This is a genomic window from Leisingera aquaemixtae (genome assembly GCF_006740765.1).
Taxonomy (GTDB): Bacteria; Pseudomonadota; Alphaproteobacteria; order Rhodobacterales; family Rhodobacteraceae; genus Leisingera; species Leisingera aquaemixtae.
In genome coordinates this window covers 3,525,418-3,545,588 of sequence record NZ_CP041159.1, presented here as the reverse complement: position 1 = coordinate 3,545,588, position 20,171 = coordinate 3,525,418, and the positions used below count along the sequence as shown (strand labels likewise).

Sequence of the window (20,171 nt, the reverse complement as noted above, 5' to 3'; positions counted from 1 at the left end):
TCTCCAAGGGATTTCCGGCGGGGTCAAGAGGCGGCGGACGGCCAGACGGCGAAACCCCGGGAAGCGTTGCAGCGGAACCCGCAAGGTTCCCGTAAGGCAGCCGCAAAAAACGCCCCGGCGCCGGGACCGGGGCGCGGCAGAGGCTGGTGAAACCGCTAAAGGAAGGTCTAGGCCTTCACCCGCTCCGATTTCGGATCGTACATCGGCTTCAGCGCGGCCTCGGCCTTCACCTTCACGCCGCAAACGTCGATTTCGTAGGTGGAGCCCAGCACATCGGCTGCGCTTTCGCCCTCGCACGGGACATAGCCCATGCCGATCGCAGCGCCCAGCGTGTGGCCGTAGTTGCCGGAGCTGAGGTAGCCCACGTATTTGCCGTCGCGGATGATCGGTTCGTTGTGAAACAAGAGCGGCTCGGGGTCGGTCAGCTTGAACTGAACCATGCGGGCCTTGGGGCCGGTTTCCTTGCGCTCCAGCACCGCAGCCTTGCCGATGAAGTCATCCTTGCCGGTGGCGACCGCAAAGCCCAGGCCCGCGTCGATCACATTGTCCTCGCAAGTGATGTCGTGGCCGAAGTGGCGGAAGCCCTTCTCGATCCGGCAGCTGTCCATCATGTGCATACCGCAGAGCTTCAGCCCCATGTCCTGGCCAGCCTCCCAGAGGGTTTCGAACGCGTGGCCGGACATCTCAGCCGGGATGTAGATCTCCCAGCCCAGTTCGCCCACATAGGTCACCCGGTGGACGCGGGCGAGGCCCATGCCCAGCTCGATCTCCTGCGCGGTGCCGAAGGGGTTCACTTCGTTGGAGAAATCATTGGGCGAGACCCTCTGCAACAGCTTGCGCGCGTTCGGCCCCATCACGGCCAGCACACCCTCGCCTGCGGTCACATCGGTGAGCACGACGTTGAAACCGCCCTTGTTGCGCATCATCCAGGTCTGATCCGCCAGACGGGTCACTGCTGGGGTCACCACCAGATAGACGGTCTCAGACAGTCGGGTGACGGTCACATCCGCCTCGATGCCGCCGCGCGGGTTCAGGAACTGGGTGTAGACGATCTTGCCCGCGGGGACCGAGACATTGGCGCCGCAGATGTAATTCAGGAACTTCTCCGCATCCGGGCCTTCGACGCGGATCTTGCCGAAGGAGGACATGTCGTACATGCCGGCATTTTCCCGCACGGCGCGGTGTTCGGCGGCAGCGTTCTCGAACCAGTTCTGGCGCTTCCAGCTGTACTGGTACTCCCGCTCCTGGCCCGCGTTTGCGAACCAGTTGGCGCGCTCCCAGCCGCCGATCTCGCCGAAGACGGCACCCTGTTCCTTCAGATGATAGTGGAACGGGGTCCGGCGCACGCCGCGGGCGGTGGCCTTCTGGCGATAGGGGAAGTGGTCCGCATAAAGCAGGCCCAGCGTCTCTTTCGAGCGCTCGAACAGGTAATGCTTGTTGCCCTGGAACGGGTGCATCCGGGAGATGTCCACATCGCCAAGGTCAAACGGCTTCTGGCCGTCCTTCATCCACTGCGCCAGCGCCATGCCGGCACCGCCTGCAGACTGGATGCCGATCGAGTTGAAGCCTGCCGCGACCCAGAAATTGTCCATCTCCGGCGCCAGGCCCAGATGGTAGGCGTCGTCCGGGGTAAAGGATTCCGGGCCATTGAAGAAGGTGTGAATGCCCGCCTCCGCCAGCATCGGCATCCGGTTGCAGGCGGCTTCCAGGATCGGCTCGAAGTGGTCGAAGTCCTCGGGCAGCTGGTCGAATTCAAAGCTGTCCGGAATGCCGTTCATCGCCCAGGGTTTGGCGTTCGGTTCAAAGGCGCCCAAGAGGATCTTGCCGGCGTCCTCCTTGTAGTAGGCGCATTCATCCGGCACCCGCAGCACCGGCATCTGGGTCAGGCCTTCGATGCCTTCGGTCACGATGTAGAAGTGCTCGCAAGCGTGCAGCGGCACGTTGACGCCTGCCATGCGGCCGACCTCATGCCCCCACATGCCGGCGCAGTTCACCACCATGTCGCATTCGATATGGCCCTGCGCCCCGCCATCGTCGCTGACCCAGTCCACACCGGTGACGCGGCGGCCCTGTTTGGCGATGCCGGTAACCTTGATGCGTTCCTTGACCAGCGCGCCGCGCTGGCGGGCGCCCTTGGCCAGGGCCAATGCGATGTTGGCCGGATCCGCCTGCCCGTCGGTCGGCAGCCAGACGCCGCCGGTCACGCCGTCCAGATTGATGTGCTCATAGCGCTCCTTCACCTCCTTGGGCGACAGCTCCTCCACCGGCACGCCAAAGGCGCGGGCCATGGCGGCGTTGCGGTACAGCTCCTCAAGCCGCTCATGGGTCAGCGCCGCCGACACCGAACCGACCTGGCGCATGCCGGTGGCGACGCCGGTTTCCGCCTCAAGCCCCATGTACAGCTCTGCCGAATAGCGGGCGAGCTTGGTCATGTTGGAGGACGCGCGCAGCTGGCCGATCAGGCCCGCTGCATGCCATGTGGTGCCGGAGGTCAGCTGCTTGCGCTCCAGCAGCACCACATCCTGCCAGCCGAGCTTGGTCAGGTGATAGGCCACCGAGCAGCCGATCACACCGCCGCCGATAATGACCACGCGGGCCTTGTTGGGAAGATCGCTCATGTCATCGCTCCACAATCAGTGTCCTGGCCGGATTATCACGGACAGGCGGCGCAAAATGCATCAAAAACGTCAGACCCCCGGCGCTATTCTCCGGCCTTCAGGATATTTTCCGATCCGTCCTCCCCCAGCCTGCGGCGCTTGCGCAAGGCAAAGGGGGTGATGCCGAAAAAGCTTTTGTAAAGGCTGGAAAACCCGTTTGGAAACCCGCAGGCGAGGCCGATTTCGCGCACGCTCATGGTGGTGTTGAGCAGGAGGTTGTTGGCCTTGGACAGCCGCATTTCGCGGTAGAAACCGTTGGGGGTGGTGCCGAGGAACGTCCTGAACTTGCGCTCCAGCGAGCGGGTGGAGATGCCCAGCTCATCGACGATATCGCTGATTGGCACAGGTTCTTCGATATTGTCCTGCATGATGCGGATGCAGTGGTCCAGGTCGCTGTCGCCGGTGATGGTCGGCTTGGCGCCGGCAAAGGGCTGCAGCGAGGAGAAATCGCGCACCTGTTCATGCAGCATGATGTTGCCCACGGTCATCTGCGCGGCGGCAGAGGTGAGCCGCCCGACCAGCGCCAGGATGATATCCACGGTCGATCCCATGCCAGCGCAGGTCACCACCAGCCCGTCCTCGCTGGCCAGCGCGTGGCTGGAATCGGTCAGCCCCATCCGTTCGCGCAGAAGGGCGGAGTTTTCCCAATGGGTGGTGAGCCGCCCGGACGCCCCGCCCTGGTCGCGGATATACCGCGCCGCAGCCTCAGCCAGCAGGTAGACCTTGATGCCGCGGCAGGTGTAGCTGGAGATCACCCGGCCCAGGCTGAGGCCCGGGTGGTCAGGGTCGGAGTTGCCAAGGAAGAAGGCGAAATCGGCGTCCGGCTTGGCCGCAAAAGGTTCGGTATCAAGGCTGAGGCCCGCGCGGCAGCCGACGCGGCCGCCCTGCAGCGAGCGTACCCTCCATTTGAACGGTGGCTGGGCCAGCACCCGGTTGGCGATCCTGAGCACCTCAAGTATCGCCGACATTTCGACCAGGACAAAGCCTTCGGTGACGATGATGTCGATGGTCCAGACCCGGGCCGGATCCGCGGCTTTGGGTTTTTCCGGAGCAGCCATGCCAATCCCCCCTCCCCTGGGCAGACGATGTCAGACGATCCGATGCCCGGCCGCACGCAGCTGGCGGGCCAGTTCGGCAATGTGATCCGGGCCGATTTCGCAGCAGCCGCCGACGATGGTTGCGCCCTGGGCAACCCAGCCCATCGCAAGGGCCGCATAAGGTTCGGGCCCCAGATCCCGGCGCTGCTCCAGCGCGTCGACGGTCGGCGCATCCTTCAGGAAGCCTTCGGAGATCCGGGTGAAGCCGTTGGCATAGGCGCCAAACGGCTTGCCGAAGCCTTTGATGATGTCCAGCCCGCTGCCGACAACCTCAGGCCGCGAACAGTTGATCAGGACCGCATCGGGCTGGAACTCCTCAACCAGCGGCGCAAGCGCTGCCAGCGGTTCTCCGGAACGCAGCCGGGTGCCATCGTCGTCCTTCACGGACACGGCCAGCCAAACCGGCTTGTCGGTGCCCGCGCAGCCCAGCAGCGCGCCTTTGGCCTGCTCAACGGAAGACACGGTTTCGATCAGGAACAGATCAGCCGAAGGGTCAAGCCGCGAGACCAGCTCTGCATAGATATGTTTCGCTTCATCGTGCGGCGGGCAGATGTCCGGACGGTAGGAGGCAATCAGCGGCCCCAGCGCAGCAGCGATGCGCCCGGAGCCATGCGCATCCCGGGCAGCCGTCGCCTGTGCCGCGGCTTTCTCCAGCAGCTCTTCGAAATGGTCCTCGATGCCGGCGCGCTTCAGACGGTCGCGCAGCACGGCATAGGTGTTTGTCGTGGCAATCGTCGCGCCTGCGGCGAAATAATCGGCATGGATGCTGCCAACCACTTCGGGCCGGTCCATCATGACGGCAGTAGACCAGAGCGGCGTTGCCCGGTCGCCGGAGCGTTTGACAACCTCCTGCCCGATCGAGCCGTCCAGAAGCGTGATTTCCGCCATACCAAACCATCCTTTTTACCGGTGCCAAGCGCCGCCAGGTTACAGGAACCGGTCCGGCGGCGCAGGCTGTTTTGCAATGCGGCACCAGCCCGGGCAGATCGCGGCCCGGGCAGTTGCCGTTAGATCAGGCGCGCAACCGCGCGTTCGCCGGATCCCACAGCGGCTCGTCCTTCTGAACCACCGCGCGGTATTTCTCGCCGTAGATCTCGACCTCCAGCCCGGTTCCCGGCACCGCCAGATCGGCGCGCACCATGCCCAGCGCGATGGAGGCATTCACACGGTAGCCCCAGTCGCCGGAAGTGGTTTCGCCCACGATTTCCCCGTCCTTCCAGATGCAGGACATGTAGGGCGCATCCGCCTCACCGGCGTCGACAATCAGGGTGACAAAGGATTTCTTCACCCCCCGCTGCTTTTCGGCCTGGATCGCGGCCTTGCCCGGGAAATCCTGCGGTTTGTCCAGCTTGACGAACCGTTCCAGCCCGCCTTCAAGCAGCGAATAGTCGGTGCTGAGATCACCCTTCCAGGTGCGGTAGCCCTTTTCGATGCGCAGGGCGTTCAGCGCGTACATGCCAAACGGCTTGGCGCCGCCCGCCAGCAGGGCCTCGTAAATCTCCTGCTGATGCGCGTTGGCGCAATGGACCTCCCAGCCCAGCTCGCCGGCAAAGGACACCCGCGCCAAAAAGGCGGGCTTGCCCGCGACGGTGGCTTCCTGATGGGTCAGCCAGCCCAGCGACAGATCGGCATCCGAGATGCCCGCCAGCAGCTCCCGCGATTTCGGGCCGGTGACGATCATGGTCGCAAAGTCCGTGGTGCGGTCGGTCAGGGTCAGCCCCTCGGGCAGTGCTTTGCGCAGGATCTCGAAGTCGTGCCACTGGGCCGACCCTGCGGTGATCAGGGTGAAGTGGTCCTCGCCATGGCGGATGCAGGACATCTCCGTCAGGATGCGGCCGCGGTTGTCCGAGAAGTAGACCAGGTTCATCCGGCCCGCCTTGGGCAGACCCCCGGTGATCATCCCGCGCAGAAACTCGGCTGCGCCCTCACCGTCCAGGTTGAAGCGGGAGAAACCCGGCAGGTCCAGCACGCCAACACCGTCGCGGACCGCTTCGCATTCTTCCTTGATCCGCTGCTGCCACGGGCCGGAGCGGCCCCAGGTATGGGTGGCCTCCTCGGAGGTGTCGTCACCGTCCTTTGCAAACCAGTTGGCGCGCTCCCAGCCGTTGTAGGCGCCCATCTGGCCGCCCAGTTCCTTGATACGGCCATGCACCTGGCTGACCTTCTTGCCGCGCGCGGCCGGCCATTCGTGGTGCGGGAAGTGCATGGCGTATTCGTTGCCGTAGACCTCCATGCCTTTCTTGTTGCAGTAGTCCTGATCGGTGTAGTCGGTATAGCGGCGCGGATCGACCGCCCACATGTCCCACTCGGTCTGGCCGTCGGCGATCCATTCCGCCAGCACCTTGCCGGCACCGCCGCCCTGAGCGATGCCAAAGGTAAAGACGCAGGCCTCAAACGCGTTGTCCACACCCGGCATCGGGCCAATCAGCGGCAGCCCGTCGGGGGCATAGGGGATCGGGCCGTTGATCACGCTGGAGACACCGGAGGACGCCATCAGCGGCACCCGCTCCATCGCGTCGGTCACGATATCCTCGATCCGGTCCAGATCGTCCGACCACAGCTGGAACGAAAAATCGTCCGGCATCCGGTCGTCCTCGGTCATCCAATGGCCTTTGCAGTTCGGCTCATACGGCCCGAGGTTGTAGCCATTCTTTTCCTGACGCAGGTAATAGGACACATCCACGTCGCGGATCAGCGGGAGTTTCTTGCCGGTCTTCTTGGTGTGCTCTTCGATCTCGGGGATTTGTTCGGTCAGCAGATACTGGTGGCTCATCACCATCATCGGCACGGTGCGGCCGCCATAGGGCTTGAACCACTCTCCGACACGCTGGGCATAATAACCGGCGGCGTTCACCACATAATCACAGGCGATATCGCCCTTCCCGGTATGCACGATCCAGGTCTTGTCTTCCTTCTGGGTGACACCGGTTGCCGGGCAGAAGCGGATGATCCTCGCGCCCATGTCGCGGGCGCCCTTGGCCAGCGCCTGCGTCACCTGCGCCGGGTCGATGTCGCCGTCTGACGGATCCCACAGCACCCCCTTCAGATCGTGGGTTTCCAGGAACGGATAGCGCTCCTTGGCCTGCTCAGGCGTCCAGATTTCCATCCCGATGCCCTGGTAGCGGCCCATCGAACAGGCGCGCTCAAACTCCTGCATCCGCTCCTTGGTATGGGCCAGACGGATCGAACCGGTCTGGTGGTAATTCATCGGGTAATCGACCTCTTCGCCGAGGCGGGAATACAGTTCGGTCGAATAGCGCTGCATGTTCATGATCGACCAGGAGGTCGAAAAGGTCGGGACATTGCCCGCCGCGTGCCAGGTCGAGCCTGCCGTCAGCTCGTTCTTCTCCAGGAGCACGCAGTCGGTCCAGCCCTTCTTGGCCAGGTGATAGAGTGCCGAACAGCCGACGACGCCGCCGCCGATGATGACCACACGGGCCTTTGATGGAAAATCGGACATGATTGCTCCCTGATGTCAGTCCTCTTGCGGCACGCCGTCCGCGATGTCGTAGTAATCGCCCTTGGAGGCGGTAAAGATGTGCTTTTCGATGCTGAGTCCGGTGGCCCCGTCGACAGCGCCCAAAGCGAAACTGGTGGTGTCTTCGCCCTTGCCTTTCCAGAACAGGAAGCAGCCGCAGCGCGGGCAGCTGCCGCGTTTGGCCTGCGGCGTTGCCTCGAACCAGCTTACCGGACCAGTGATGATAAGATCCTCGTCGCGCACCTGCGCAGAGGCCCAGATGCCGCCCGACTGCTTGCGGCACTGGCTGCAATGGCACATCGAGGCACCCTGCGGCCGGGCCGCGGTTTCAAACCGGATGTCGCCGCACAGGCAGGAACCCTTGATCATCATCCCCTCCTAATAAACCGGCGGCGCGATCACCCAGACCGCCACGGCGGGCGCGTCATAGGGGTTCGACCACTGATAAGGCTCGTGCCTGATCCGGAAGCTGTCGCCAGGACCGACGGTGAAGCTGCGGCCGCCGATCAGCAGGTCCAGCCTGCCCGAGATCATGTAGCCGACCTCCTGCGTGGGCCGGTTGGCCGGTGTCTGCATCTGCGAGTGCGGCCGGAAGGTGGAATGCACCATCTCGAAATCGTCGGTCAGATCGGGCGACAGAAGCTCTTCGATCAGCCCCTCCTCGCCCGAGCCCATCGGACGGCGGGAGCCCGCGCGCACGATATAGCCGTGCTCATCCGCCGGGGCGCCGGAGTGGGCAAACAGCATCGACATCGGCACCCCCAGCGCCTCGGCAATCTGCCGCAGGTCGGAGATCGACGGCTCGGACATGTCGCGCTCCACCTGGCTCAGCCAGCCGACCGAGCGGTTCAGCACCGCGGCAATATCCGTCAGCGTCAGCCCGCGCGCCTTGCGCAAGGCCCGGATATCGGCCCCCAGTGTCGCTGCTGCCAGGGTTTGGTCGTTCACAGCCTCTCTCCCCGCTCGTGAAAAATTCCGCTCTATTTTCACGATGACCTGAGTCTGTGAAATTTCCAAGCATTTTTTCACGGAAGGCTTTTCCCATGAAAAAAACCCTGCGCATCAAGGCGCCGGGTTCTTTCATCTTTCAAGAAATACTCTGGGGTGAGGCCGCCAGGCCGAGGGGCAAAGCCCCTGCAGCCGAATCAGCTGCGGCCGAACACCTGCCGCAGGATCGCAGCCAGCTTGTCCGCGTCTTCCTGGGTGAAGGCATCGGGCTGGTCACTGTCGATGTCAAACACCCCGATCAGCTCCCCGGCGCCGTTCCAGACCGGCAGCACCAGTTCCGACCGGGTGGAAGAGGCACAGGCGATATGGCCGGGAAAGGCGTCCACATCGGGCACCAGCTGCACCGCGCCGCTGCGCGCAGCCGCACCGCAGACGCCGCGGGAGAACGGGATCTGCAGGCAGCCATGACCGCCCTGATAGGGGCCGATCTTCAGCAGCTCCGGTGCCGCAACGCGGTAAAAGCCGGTCCAGTCGAACCGGCCGTCGGCGTGATGCACCTCGCAGGCGACGGTGGCCATCAGCGCCACTTCGTCCGTCTCGCCTTCGGTCAGCGATGCGACGGTCTTGGCCAGGGTTTCGTAATCGGCCCGCATGGGCTTGCTCTCCTTCAACGCAGCAGAGGGGGCTGTCTGCCCCCTCTTGACCTCGCGGTCAATTCACCCCCGAGAGTATTTTGCAAAGGTGAAGGTCACACCCGCTCGATCGCAATCGCGGTGCCTTCGCCGCCGCCGATGCAGATGGCGGCCACGCCGCGCTTGAGGCCGCGCTTTTCCAATGCGTTCAGCAGGGTCACCATGATCCGCGCACCGGAGGCGCCGATCGGGTGGCCCAGCGCGCAGGCGCCGCCGTTCACATTCACCTTGTCGCGCGGCAGGCCCATTTCGTGCATGAAGGCCATCGGCACCACGGCAAAAGCCTCATTCACCTCCCACAGATCGACGTCCTCAACCGTCCAGCCGATGGATTTCAGCAGCTTCTGCGCGGCCGGAACCGGTGCGGTGGTGAACCAGCCCGGCGCCTGCGCGTGGCTGGCATGGCCCAGGATGCGGGCGCGGGCCTTCAGGCCCTGGGCCTCGGCAGCCTCAGCGGAGGCCAGCACCAGCGCCGCGGCGCCGTCCGAAATGGAGGAGGCATTGGCGGCGGTCACGGTGCCGTCCTTGCGGAACGCCGGTTTCAGCGTCGGGATCTTTTCCGGGCGTGCCGATTTCGGCTGTTCATCCGCATCCGTCACCACTTCGCCCTTGCGGGTTTTCACGGTCACGGCGGCGATTTCGCCGTCAAAGGCGCCGCTCGCCTGCGCGTCCAGCGCGTTGGACAGCGATTTCAGCGCATATTCGTCCTGGGCTTCGCGGGTGAACTGATACTTTTCCGCGCAGTCCTCGGCAAAGGTGCCCATCAGGCGGCCCTTGTCATAGGCATCTTCCAGCCCGTCCAGGAACATGTGGTCGATCACCTGGCCGTGGCCGATGCGGGCGCCGCCGCGCATTTTCGGCAGGATGTAGGGGGCATTGGTCATGCTCTCCATACCGCCGGCGATCATCGTGTCCGCGTGGCCCAGCGCAATCTGGTCAAAGGCGATCATTGCCGCCTTCATGCCCGAGCCGCACATCTTGTTGAGAGTGGTGGCCGGCACCTCTTCGCCCAGACCGGCCGCAAACCCGGCCTGGCGCGCCGGCGCCTGGCCCTGGCCCGCAGGCAGCACACAGCCCATCAGCACCTCGTCGACAGTGGATGCGCCGGCCCCTTCGAGGGCCGCCCGGATGGCCGCGCCGCCAAGCTCCGAAGCCGTCACCCCGTCGTACATCCCCTGGAACCCGCCCATCGGCGTCCGGGCTGCTCCGGCGATAACAACATCTTTCATGCAATTTTCCTCCAATCGTCAAAATTATACCTACAGAAAAGTAAGCTTTGCGGTCTAGAGTGCATCCAAATAACGTTACATCCCGGGGGAAGAAATGAGCCTGACGACCACCATGACGGACGATGTCCAGATCGTCAAAGTCAATGCCGAACGTATTGACGCCGCCATGGCCATCCAATTCAAAGAGGACATGCGGACGGAAACCGAAAGCGGACCCAGCCGCGTGATTCTGGACCTGTCCGAAGTCCAGTTCATCGATTCCAGCGGGCTTGGCGCGATTGTCGCTGCGATGAAGCAGCTGGGCGGCAGCCGCAAGCTGGACCTCGCCGGGCTGACCCCGATGGTGGAAAAGGTTTTCCGGCTGACCCGGATGGACACGGTCTTTGACCTCTATGGTTCGCTGAGCGAAGCAACCGCGCCTGCTAACGCAAATTCCTGAAGACGATGCGCTGGCGGCGCAAAGCGAGAAATTTATGGTAAAAACCTTTGCCTGCTCGTTCACAGCCACAAATCTGGATGCCCGCCAGGGGATCCAGTCCGTGGTCAGCAAACTGCGGTCCCTGGGGGTTCCAGGGGCCCGCGTGGACGAGGTGCAAATTGCCCTGACCGAAGCCGTGAACAACGTGGTCGAACATGCCTATGAAGGCAGCCCCCCCGGCGACGTCCGGATCAGGGGAGAGCTGTTCCCGGAACGTCTGTGGATCAGCATTCAGGATGCCGGCAGCCCGTTCCCCAAGGGCGAACTGCCCGAGGGCAAGCCCGCCGACGTCAGCGGACCCGCCGACAGCCTGCCCGAAGGCGGCTTTGGCTGGTTCCTGATCCGGGAGCTGGCAAGCCAAGTCCAGTATGAGCGGTCGGAGGGAAACAACAACCTGTCGCTCTGCTTTGAAATCCAGGTCACCAGCCCTTCTGCAAACTCCTGAGCCAGATCCTGCCCCCGCCCGCAGGCAGCCCGCCGGTTAGCTGCATTTTTAACGCTCCGCCACACCGGCGCCGCATTCCCGGCCAACCGCAGCCCAATACATATGCGAAACCTTACCTGTAGCTGAAACGAGCTTCCCCTGGTGCCGCGTATCCTAGCCCCCACCAGTGCACGGCACCGGGGACACTTCTTTCGGACTGCGCTCCCGCTTTTTGGCCCGTAACGTTCCGTCCCGCTGCACCGGGCAGGAAATTTTATTGCCTTCCCGCACCGCCTGCCTAGGCTCTGTCCGGCAGCAGCAAGGAGCCGGAGCATGCGCGACTTTCATCTTCCCGGGCGGTCAGCCGTTTTCGCAGGCAACGGCCTGTGTGCAACCTCTCATCCGCTGGCGGCCGGCGTTGCGGTGGATATCCTCAAGCGCGGCGGCAATGCGATGGATGCGGCGCTGGCCGGGGCTGTGCTGCTGGGCATTTGCGAGCCGCAGATGACCGGGATCGGCGGCGACTGCTTTGTGCTGTATTCGCGGCCGGGCAGCGGCGTTCAGGCGCTGAACGGATCCGGCTGCGCGCCCGCGGCCGCCAGCGCCGGCGCCATGCGGGAGCAGGGCCTGGGCGCAGTGCCGCTGGGCAGCCCCGAGTCCGTTACCATCCCTTGCGCAATCGACGCCTTCTGCCGCCTTGCCGAACGCGAGGGCCGGCTGGGGCTCGATACGCTGCTTCAGCCCGCGATAGATTATGCCGCAGAAGGCGTGCCGGTGGCTCCGCGCACGGCTTTCGATTGGAAGAATGGCGCCGCCACCCTGCAAGGCGCGGCCCGGCGCCACTACCTGCGGGACGGGCAGCCCCTGCGCAGCGGTGAGGTGTTCCGCGCGCCCGGTCAGGCCGAGGTGCTGCGCCGCATCGCCAGGCACGGGCGGGATGCGTTTTATACTGGCGAAGTGGCCGAGGATATGGTCCAGGCGCTGGCCGCAGCAGGCGGCGTTCACACGCTGGAGGATTTTGCCGCCGCAACCAGTTTTGCAACACAGCCGGTAACCGGCCAGTACAAGGCACGCGAACTGGCCGAGCATCCGCCCAACGGCCAGGGCGCCACGGCGATCCTGCTGCTGAATATCCTCAAGCACTTTGACCTTTCGCGGATGGAGCCGTTCGGGGCCGAGCGCGCGCATATCGAGGCCGAGGCCGCCAAGCTCGCCTATGATGCGCGCAACCGGTTTCTGGCCGATCCTGACCACACCTCGCGGCTGGCGCATATGCTGGCGCCGGAAAACGCTGCCAGGCTTGCCGCGCTGATCGATCCCAAACGCGCCATGCCCGCCGCCGCGCCGCTGAGCGAGGCTGTGCACAAGGATACGGTCTATATCACCGTGGTGGACAAGGACCGGATGGCAGTGTCGCTGATCTATTCTATTTTCCACGGCTTCGGGTCCGGCCTCGCGTCGGAAAAGTTCGGCATCCTGCTGCAGAACCGCGGCGCGGGGTTTTCGCTGGAGGAAGGCCACCCGAACGAGCTTGGCCCCGGCAAACGGCCGATGCACACGATTATCCCCGCCATGCTGCAACAGGACGGAGAGGTGATCATGCCCTTTGGCGTGATGGGCGGCGGTTACCAGCCCGCGGGTCATGCCCGGCTTGTCTCGAACCTCTTGGATTTCGGCATGGATCTGCAATCCGCCATAGACGCCCCGCGCATCTTTGCAGACGGCGGCGTCCTGAAGGTCGAGCGCGGATATGCGGCACCGGTTCATCAGGCCCTTGCGGACCTGGGGCACCGCATAGAGGTCCCGGACACACCGCTGGGTGGGGCGCAGGCCATCCGGATCCATGCCTCAGGCGTTCTGGAAGGCGCCAGCGATCCGCGCAAGGACGGCTGTGCGCTGGGGTATTGACGGGCAGATCTGCCGCTGCTCCGGGCAACGGCCCGGCAGGTGCGGCCCTCAGTTCAGCTGGTAGTGCAGCGCATAGGCGCCGCCGTCAAAAGTGCCGAACATCTCCGGCACGTCCGGGTGGCCGACCGGCTCGCCGGAATAATCCGCCACCAGGTTCTGCTCCGAGACATAGGCCACGTAGTAGCTTTGGTCATTCTCCGCCAGCAGATGATAAAAGGGCTGATCCTTCACCGGACGGCTGTCTTCGGGAATTGCTTCGTACCATTCTTCGGTGTTGGAGAATTCCGGATCGACGTCGAAAACCACCCCGCGGAAGGGGTGCTTCCGGTGGCGGACGACCTGCCCAAGATTGTATTTCGCTCGTGTTCTCAACATGGTCATGTTAGCCCCCGTTCTTTGTAAATAGCGCGCGCGCGCAGCAATTGTCCAACTCTTGACGCAAATTTTCGGGGAAACAGATTGTGAACCTGGCTTTGACAGTGCTCGAAATCACCGCTCCGGTGTTCTTCCTCGCCTCTGCCGGGTTCGTCTGGGTAAAGCTCGGGTTTGAGTTCCGGACCCAGTTTGTCACCCGGCTGGCGATGACGCTGGCGGTGCCCTGCCTGATCTTCACCGCGCTGATGAACACCAGCCTGGACAAGGGCGCGCTGGGGACGTTTGTGCTGGCCGCGCTGGCGGGCCATGCGGTGATGGCGGCGGCGGGTGAAATCCTTTGCCGCTTCAGCGGGCTGGAGCGGCGGACCTATCTGGCGCCGTTCATCTTCGGCAACACCGGCAACCTGGGTATTCCGCTGGCGATGTTTGCTTTTGGCGAGGCCGGGCTTGGCTATGCCGTCGTCATGCTTGCGGTGTCTGCCATCCTGTCCTTCACCTATGGCATCTACCTGGTGGCCGGGCACAGCGCGGGCAGCAAGGCCATCCGGGAGCCGATGGTCTGGGCGACGCTGCTGGGGGCGCTGTTTCTGTGGCAGGACTGGCACACTCCGCGCTTTCTGACCAACGCGCTGGAGCTGACCGGACAGATGGCGGTGCCGCTGATGCTGATTACGCTGGGCACCGCCGTGGCCCGGCTGACACCCGGGGAGACCGGCAAGGCAGTTGCGCTGTCGCTGGTAAAGTTTCTGGTCAGCGCCGCCGCGGGCTGGGGGCTGGCGGCGGCTTTCGGGCTGGATCCGGCGGCCTCTGGCGTGCTGATCCTGCAGCTGGCCACCCCCGTCGCCGTCACCGCCTACCTGCTGGCGGAGAAATTCGAGGCCGATTCCAGCGCCGTGGCGGGTCTTGTGGTGGTCTCGACCCTGATGTCAGCGCTGCTGTTGCCGCTGTTGCTGAGCCAAGTGCTGGAAATTTGATTTTCACACCCGCCGCAATCCGCTAGACTTTCAGAAAACATAGCCAATACAAAAATGGGCTGAGGCAATGAGCAGATTCCTGAGCGCCCTTGTTCTCCTGATGGCGGTAGCGTCATGCGGAGGCGGGCACAAAGCGCCGCCGCGCAACCTGGATAACGCGTGCAGCATTATCCAGCAGCGGCCAGAGTACCTGAAAGCATTCCGCGCCACCCAGCGCCGCTGGGGCGTGCCGGTGCATGTGCAGATGGCGACCATCTATCACGAAAGCCGCTTCCGCGGCGATGCCCGCACGCCGCACCAGTTCCTGCTGGGCGTGATCCCGGTCGGGCGGCAATCCAGCGCCTATGGCTACAGCCAGGCCCTGGACGGCACCTGGGACGATTACCGCCGCGACACCGGACGCCGCCGGGCCAAGCGCGACCGCATCAGCGACGCCACCGATTTCATGGGCTGGTACATGCGCAAGAGCTACGAGAAAAACGGCATCCCGCTTTATGACGCGCGCAACCAGTACCTGGCCTATCACGAAGGCCATTACGGCTATGCCCGCGGCAGCTACCGCTCCAAGTCCTGGCTGATGCGCGTCGCCGGACAGGTGGAGTCCCGCGCCCAGACCTACCAGGCGCAGCTCGCCACCTGCCGCAAATTCCGCTGAGGCGCAGCAGGCGGGGCACTCCCGCCCGCTTCGGAGGCTTTCTGGCGAAAGCCACTCAGCCGTTGGGCCGGGCACCGCGCTGAAGCGCGGTGCGGTCCCGTGCCGATTGCCCCGTTACAGCAGGAAAAACGCGGTTGCGCGCCGGGCGCCAGCCCGGCGCCGGGCCCAAGGCCGCCAGGCGGTTCCGGCAAAGCCAGCGCCGCCGCGGGCGCGGGAGCCGCTGTTGCGCTGAGGATCGTGCCTTAGCGGGACCTGCCGCTGGTGGTGAACAGGCTGGAGGACAGCTTCTGGCCGGTTTTCATCGCGCCCAGGATCACGGTTGTCTTGCCGCCTGCGCTGTCATGGATCACCCATTTGCGCAGCTCCACCGGATCACCGGTGAACATCATCTCGATACTGCCGTAATCCGGATGCTCCGGATCCTGCGCCCGCACGATGGTCGAGGTGCCGTCAAAGCTGTGCCCCACCACCATATTGGCGCGGCCCAGGTCCACCCGGCGGTCGAGGATGATCGACAGCGGCGTCCGCTTCAGCGGATAGGTCTCCGGCGGCTGGTTCGACTTGGGGTCGTGGATCACCACCGCCCCGCCGCCGGCCACCACCGTGCCGCCGCCTTTGCCGTCATACTCAAACCGCATCCGGCCCGGCCGGTGCATGTACAGCTTGCCGGTCGACAGGCTGCCGTCCTCGTTGATTTGGGTGAAGGGGGATGACGCCGTGGAGATCCCGTTCAGATAACGGGAAATCTCGTTCAGGCTCAATTTCTCTGCCGCCCAGGACGCCGGCGCGGCGAGGGTCAGCGCAATGGCAAGTGCAATCCGTTTCATGAGTCCAACATAGGTGCGGCATTGCAGATGTGAAGATGCCGGACCCTCGCGAATCCGGCATCGGCAGATTTTTGTCAGCTTACTGTTCGGGAACCAGAATTTCCCGCTTGCCGACATGGTTCGCGGCGGAGACGACGCCCTCTTCCTCCATCTGCTCCACCAGCCGCGCCGCCTTGTTGTAGCCGATTGCCAGCTTGCGCTGGATGTAAGAGGTCGAGCACTTGCGGTCCTTGATCACGATGGCAACTGCCGTGTCATAGAGCGCGTCCTCGGTGTCGGTGTTGCCGCCGGTATTCAGCCCCAGCACCGCGTCGATATTGTCGGCCTTGTCGTCATCCGGGCCATCCAGCACGCTTCCGACGTAGTCCGGCGGGCCGAACTGCTTGAGGTGGTTCACCACCTCCTCGACCTCTTCGTCCGAACAGAACGGGCCGTGGCAGCGGGTGATCTTGGCGCCGCCCGCCATGTACAGCATGTCACCCATGCCCAGCAGCTGCTCGGCGCCCATTTCGCCCAGGATCGTCCGGCTGTCGACCTTGGAGGTCACCTGGAAGGAAATCCGGGTCGGGAAGTTGGCCTTGATGGTGCCGGTGATCACATCCACCGAGGGACGCTGGGTGGCCATGATCAGGTGGATGCCGGAGGCCCGCGCCATCTGCGCCAAGCGCTGGATGCAGGCCTCGATCTCCTTGCCCGCCACCATCATCAGGTCAGCCATTTCGTCGACGATCACGACGATATAGGGCAGCGCCTTGGGCTCGAACTGTTCGGTCTCGAACACCGGCTCGCCGGTGTCGTCATCAAATCCGGTCTGCACCGTGCGCGAGAACATTTCACCCTTGGCGAGCGCATCCTTCACCCGGCCATTGTAGCCCGCGATGTTGCGCACGCCCATCTTGGACATCTTGCGGTAGCGGTCCTCCATCTCGCCCACCACCCACTTCAGGGCCACAACGGCCTTTTTCGGGTCTGTCACAACGGGCGAGAGCAGATGCGGGATGCCGTCATAGACCGACAGTTCCAGCATCTTGGGGTCGATCATGATCAGGCGGCATTCATCCGGGGTCAGCTTGTACAGCAGCGACAGGATCATGGTGTTGATCGCCACCGACTTACCGGAGCCGGTGGTGCCCGCGATCAGCAGGTGAGGCATCTTCGCCAGGTTCGCGACCATGGCGTCGCCGCCAATATCCTTGCCCAGCGCCAGCGGCAGCGCATGGTTGCCATCGCCGAAGTCGCGGGACGACAGGATTTCGCGCAGCACCACTTTCTCGCGCTTCTCATTCGGCAGTTCGATGCCGATCACGGTGCGGCCCGGCACCGTCGACACCCGTGCCGACAGCGCAGACATCGAGCGCGCGATGTCATCCGCCAGGCCGATCACGCGGGAGGCCTTGAGGCCCGGGGCCGGCTCCAGCTCGTACATTGTCACCACCGGGCCGGGACGGACCGAGACGATCTCGCCCTTGACGCCATAGTCGTCCAGCACCGTTTCCAGCATCCGGGCGTTTTCTTCCAGCGCCTCATCGCTGAGGTGGTGGCGCTCGATGCCGACCGGGTTGGTCAGCAGGCTCAGCGGCGGCAGTTCGAAATCGCTGCCGCTGTCGTCAAAGGCCAGATTGGGCTGGGCCTCAGCCTTGGCACGCGCCGAGGGCTGCACGGTCTTGCGCACCGGCTGTTCCACGACAGCCTTGCGCGGCTCTGCCACCGGCAGATCGACCGTCAGGCGCGGTCCTGCCGTCTTTGGCGTTTCCGGGGCGGGCGCGGGCGGCACAGCAGGCGCGGCATGATCCGGCAACGCCTCAGACGGCACGTGGTCCGGGGTCAGCATCCCGGCCTCAGCGGCAAAGTCCGCGTCATCGGTATCTTCGTGCAGATCCGCAACCGGTGCTTCGGGGATCGCGGGTTCGTCTTCCGGCGCCTGCCAGGCCAGAACCGGCTCTTCCGCCAGCGGCGGCACCGGGACCATCGCAGCGGTCAGCGGCGGCTCCGGCGGCAGACCGCCTTGAGCGGCAGCCGGGTTGAAGATCAACGGCGCAGGGCGCTGGCCGCGGCCCTTGGTCAGGGGCAGATTCGGGTCGTATTCCAGCGGCACATCGGCGGCGCGGCGGATGCGGACGGCGTTGGCGATCTTCTGGGAAATCCGGTCCTCGCCGGCCTCTCCGTCCGCCAGATCTTCTGCGCCATCGGCCTCCTGCAGCGTTGACGCGTAGGCGTTTCCGGCCTCCGGCGCAGGCGCGGCGCGGCGGATCAGCGACGGAACGCGGGACAGCAGCCCGCCCTTGGCCGGGGCTTCCGGCACTGCCGGGGCGGTCTCGGCCATGTAGTCGCCATAGGGGTCTTCGGGGTAGTCCTCGAACATCTCGGCGTCTTGGTCCGTGCTGTCATAGGCGGCGGCATCATCCGCAGCAGAATGCGCGCGCCCGCCCCGCTCCTTGCGGTAGGTCATCGCGGCCTGCAGCCCGCTGGAGGCCCCGCGGCCCAGCAGCGCGGCAACCGCGCCATAGCCCAGGATCAGCCCGACCGTGACCTTGTGCAGGCCCTTCTTCACCTCGGGCCAAGTGAAGCCCAGCACGGCGCAGCCCAGCGCCAGCATACCTGCCGCGCTCAGCAGCGACATGATCTTGACCATGAAATGCAGGCTGACCGGCAGCAGCGCCAAGAGCGCGCCCAGGAAGGTATAGCCGACCATGCCGCCCAGGCCGAAATCGTAATTCTGCTGCCAGGCGGAGCTGGCATTGAGGGTTTCCATATGCAGCGCCACCACCAGCAGCCACGGCACCGACAACAGGAGCGGCCAGACCACCCGGTCCTCGCCCCGGTGCAGCACAAACCGCAGGCCCCAGGCCGACAGGAACAGCGGCAGCGCCCAGCTGGCCTTGCCAAACAGGGTGATCAGAATGAAAGAGACAGAGGCCCCCGGCCGGCCCAGCCAGTTCTGCACCGGCGCGTCGGTCGACACGGTCCAGTTCGGATCCTCCGGCGTGTAGGAGCCGAGCATGGCTGCAATCATCAGCCCCGCCAGGATCAGGGCAATCCCGATCAGTTCCTTGCCGCGCTTTTCAATGGCCGCCTGCATGTTGCTGTCGAGCAGCGGATCGCGGCTGCGAGTTTGAAATGCCATGCCTACCTCAGTTCCGTTTCTTGTGCCTGTGCCCCGCTGTTCACCGCAGGGTCACGCGCCTGTCCGTTTTTTGGTCTTGGCTGTGCGGCCCCGGCAGGCGCCGCGCAGCAGAATTCAGTAAAGGCAGCCGCGCAGCGTGCTCAGCGCCTTGCGGGTGTCCTCGGCGGGGGCGACAAGCGCCACCCTGATGTAGCTCTCGCCCGGGTTCTGCCCAGGTTCGCCCTGCGCCAGATAGGCGCCGGGCAGCACCCGCACGCCGGTTTCCGTCCACAGCTTCAGCGCGGCCTGTTCGCCGTTGTCCACCGGAAGCCACAGAAAGAAGCCCGCTTCGGGCGCCATATAGCCGTTGAGGCCGTCAAAGACCTCATCGGCAATCTTGAATTTTTCCTGATAAAGCGCGCGGTTCTCCGCCACATGCGCCTCATCTGCCCAGACCCTGGCGGCGGCGGCCTGCAAGGGGCCCGGCAGCGGGGCACCGGAATAGGCCCGCAGCTGCTTCACCCGCTTGATGGTCTCCGCCCCGCCCGCAATCAGCCCGGAGCGCAGGCCCGGCAGGTTCGACCGTTTCGACAGCGAATTGAACAGCACCACCCGTTCCGGATCAGCGCCCAGCTCCTGTGCAACAGTCAGCGCCCCCACGGGGGCCTCGCCGCGGTAGATCTCGGAATAGCATTCATCCGCAAAGATGCGGAAATCGTATTTCTCGGCCAGCTGGATCAGACGGGTCCAGTATGCGCGCGAGGCCACCGCGCCCTGCGGGTTGGCAGGCGAACAGATATAGGCCACCGCGGTGCGGTTCAGAACGTCCTCGGGCAGGTTTTCATAGTCCGGCAGATGGCCGGTGGCTGCGGTTGCGGGGACAAACACAGGCTCTGCACCGACGGAGATCGTCGCCACCATGTAGACCTGGTAAAAGGGGTTCGGGATCAGCACGACGGGCGTCTGGCCGTTCTTCTGCTCCGGGCACAGCGCCATCGCGGCGTTATACAGCCCCTCGCGGGTACCGTTCAGCGCCATGATCTGCGTTTCCGGGTCCGCAGTCACGCCATAGCGGCGGCTGATCCAATCGGCGATGGCGCCGCGCAGTTCCGGCGTGCCGTCATTGTTCGGATACTGATTAAATCCGGCAGCATTCTCGGCGATGACATCGGTGACCCAGGCCGGGAACGCATGTTTCGGCTCGCCAATGGTCATATGCACCACATCCCCGCCGGGAGTGTGATGGTCCAGAAGCGCCCTCAGGCGCGGAAACGCATAGGCTGGCAGGTTCGAAAACCGCTCAGGAAAATCCATGTCTTGTGCCTC

The 20,171-nt window shown here is 64.5% G+C and carries 17 protein-coding genes; 5 read left to right on the top strand and 12 right to left on the bottom strand.

The features are described from left to right. Window positions 1–167: 167 nt before the first annotated feature. The 8 genes from R2C4_RS19080 to R2C4_RS19045 all read right to left on the bottom strand — a co-directional run bounded on the left by R2C4_RS19080 (window position 168) and on the right by R2C4_RS19045 (window position 10,101). A complete protein-coding gene (locus R2C4_RS19080; protein WP_141891817.1) occupies window positions 168–2,618 on the bottom strand; it encodes a GcvT family protein in 2,451 nt (816 codons plus the stop codon). Window positions 2,619–2,701: 83 nt separating this feature from the next. Beyond that, window positions 2,702–3,715, bottom strand: a complete 1,014-nt coding sequence (locus R2C4_RS19075; protein WP_141891816.1) for a GlxA family transcriptional regulator — start codon at window positions 3,713–3,715, stop codon at window positions 2,702–2,704. A 30-nt stretch (window positions 3,716–3,745) separates the two neighbouring features. Continuing rightward, the gene (locus tag R2C4_RS19070; protein WP_141891815.1) at window positions 3,746–4,642 is read right to left on the bottom strand and encodes a homocysteine S-methyltransferase family protein; all 897 of its coding nucleotides are present in this window, start codon (window positions 4,640–4,642) and stop codon (window positions 3,746–3,748) included. A gap of 124 nt (window positions 4,643–4,766) precedes the next feature. Further along, window positions 4,767–7,214 (bottom strand): GcvT family protein, encoded by a 2,448-nt coding sequence (locus R2C4_RS19065; protein ID WP_141891814.1) that lies wholly within the window; start codon window positions 7,212–7,214, stop codon window positions 4,767–4,769. Window positions 7,215–7,229: 15 nt separating this feature from the next. Next, entirely contained in the window at window positions 7,230–7,601 is a 372-nt protein-coding gene (locus R2C4_RS19060) for a GFA family protein (protein ID WP_141891813.1), read from the bottom strand. Window positions 7,602–7,610: 9 nt separating this feature from the next. Then, a complete protein-coding gene (locus R2C4_RS19055; protein ID WP_141891812.1) occupies window positions 7,611–8,180 on the bottom strand; it encodes a helix-turn-helix domain-containing protein in 570 nt (189 codons plus the stop codon). Between the two features lie 197 nt (window positions 8,181–8,377). Next, on the bottom strand, window positions 8,378–8,833 hold the full coding sequence (locus R2C4_RS19050) for a GAF domain-containing protein (RefSeq protein WP_141891811.1): 456 nt from the start codon (window positions 8,831–8,833) through the stop codon (window positions 8,378–8,380). A gap of 95 nt (window positions 8,834–8,928) precedes the next feature. After that, window positions 8,929–10,101 carry a thiolase family protein gene (locus tag R2C4_RS19045; RefSeq protein ID WP_141891810.1) on the bottom strand — a complete coding sequence of 391 codons (1,173 nt, stop codon included), beginning with the start codon at window positions 10,099–10,101 and terminating at the stop codon, window positions 8,929–8,931. A gap of 94 nt (window positions 10,102–10,195) precedes the next feature. On the opposite strand from R2C4_RS19045, the gene R2C4_RS19040 reads away from it, so the two are divergent. The 3 genes from R2C4_RS19040 (at window position 10,196) to R2C4_RS19030 (ending at window position 12,911) form a co-directional block, all read left to right on the top strand. After that, window positions 10,196–10,540 carry an STAS domain-containing protein gene (locus R2C4_RS19040; protein WP_058285320.1) on the top strand — a complete coding sequence of 115 codons (345 nt, stop codon included), beginning with the start codon at window positions 10,196–10,198 and terminating at the stop codon, window positions 10,538–10,540. 34 nt (window positions 10,541–10,574) lie between these two features. After that, complete coding sequence (locus tag R2C4_RS19035; RefSeq protein WP_027245331.1) at window positions 10,575–11,024, top strand: ATP-binding protein; 450 nt, start codon at window positions 10,575–10,577, stop codon at window positions 11,022–11,024. 312 nt (window positions 11,025–11,336) lie between these two features. Continuing rightward, complete coding sequence (locus R2C4_RS19030; protein ID WP_141891809.1) at window positions 11,337–12,911, top strand: gamma-glutamyltransferase family protein; 1,575 nt, start codon at window positions 11,337–11,339, stop codon at window positions 12,909–12,911. Between the two features lie 48 nt (window positions 12,912–12,959). On the opposite strand, the gene hspQ is transcribed toward R2C4_RS19030, so the two are convergent. After that, on the bottom strand, window positions 12,960–13,286 hold the full coding sequence (gene hspQ, locus R2C4_RS19025; protein ID WP_027245329.1) for a heat shock protein HspQ: 327 nt from the start codon (window positions 13,284–13,286) through the stop codon (window positions 12,960–12,962). A gap of 86 nt (window positions 13,287–13,372) precedes the next feature. Between hspQ and R2C4_RS19020 the strand changes: the two genes are divergently transcribed. Further along, window positions 13,373–14,260, top strand: a complete 888-nt coding sequence (locus R2C4_RS19020) for an AEC family transporter (RefSeq protein ID WP_141891808.1) — start codon at window positions 13,373–13,375, stop codon at window positions 14,258–14,260. Between the two features lie 67 nt (window positions 14,261–14,327). Then, entirely contained in the window at window positions 14,328–14,915 is a 588-nt protein-coding gene (locus R2C4_RS19015; RefSeq protein WP_058285317.1) for a transglycosylase SLT domain-containing protein, read from the top strand. A gap of 242 nt (window positions 14,916–15,157) precedes the next feature. Here the strand turns inward: R2C4_RS19015 and R2C4_RS19010 are convergent, their stop codons facing one another. The 3 genes from R2C4_RS19010 to R2C4_RS19000 all read right to left on the bottom strand — a co-directional run bounded on the left by R2C4_RS19010 (window position 15,158) and on the right by R2C4_RS19000 (window position 20,159). Continuing rightward, complete coding sequence (locus tag R2C4_RS19010; RefSeq protein ID WP_058285316.1) at window positions 15,158–15,742, bottom strand: LolA family protein; 585 nt, start codon at window positions 15,740–15,742, stop codon at window positions 15,158–15,160. A 79-nt stretch (window positions 15,743–15,821) separates the two neighbouring features. Further along, entirely contained in the window at window positions 15,822–18,866 is a 3,045-nt protein-coding gene (locus R2C4_RS19005) for a DNA translocase FtsK (protein ID WP_141891807.1), read from the bottom strand. Between the two features lie 114 nt (window positions 18,867–18,980). Next, window positions 18,981–20,159, bottom strand: coding sequence for an aminotransferase class I/II-fold pyridoxal phosphate-dependent enzyme (locus R2C4_RS19000; RefSeq protein ID WP_141891806.1), 1,179 nt, complete (start codon window positions 20,157–20,159; stop codon window positions 18,981–18,983). Between the last annotated feature and the right edge of the window lie 12 nt (window positions 20,160–20,171).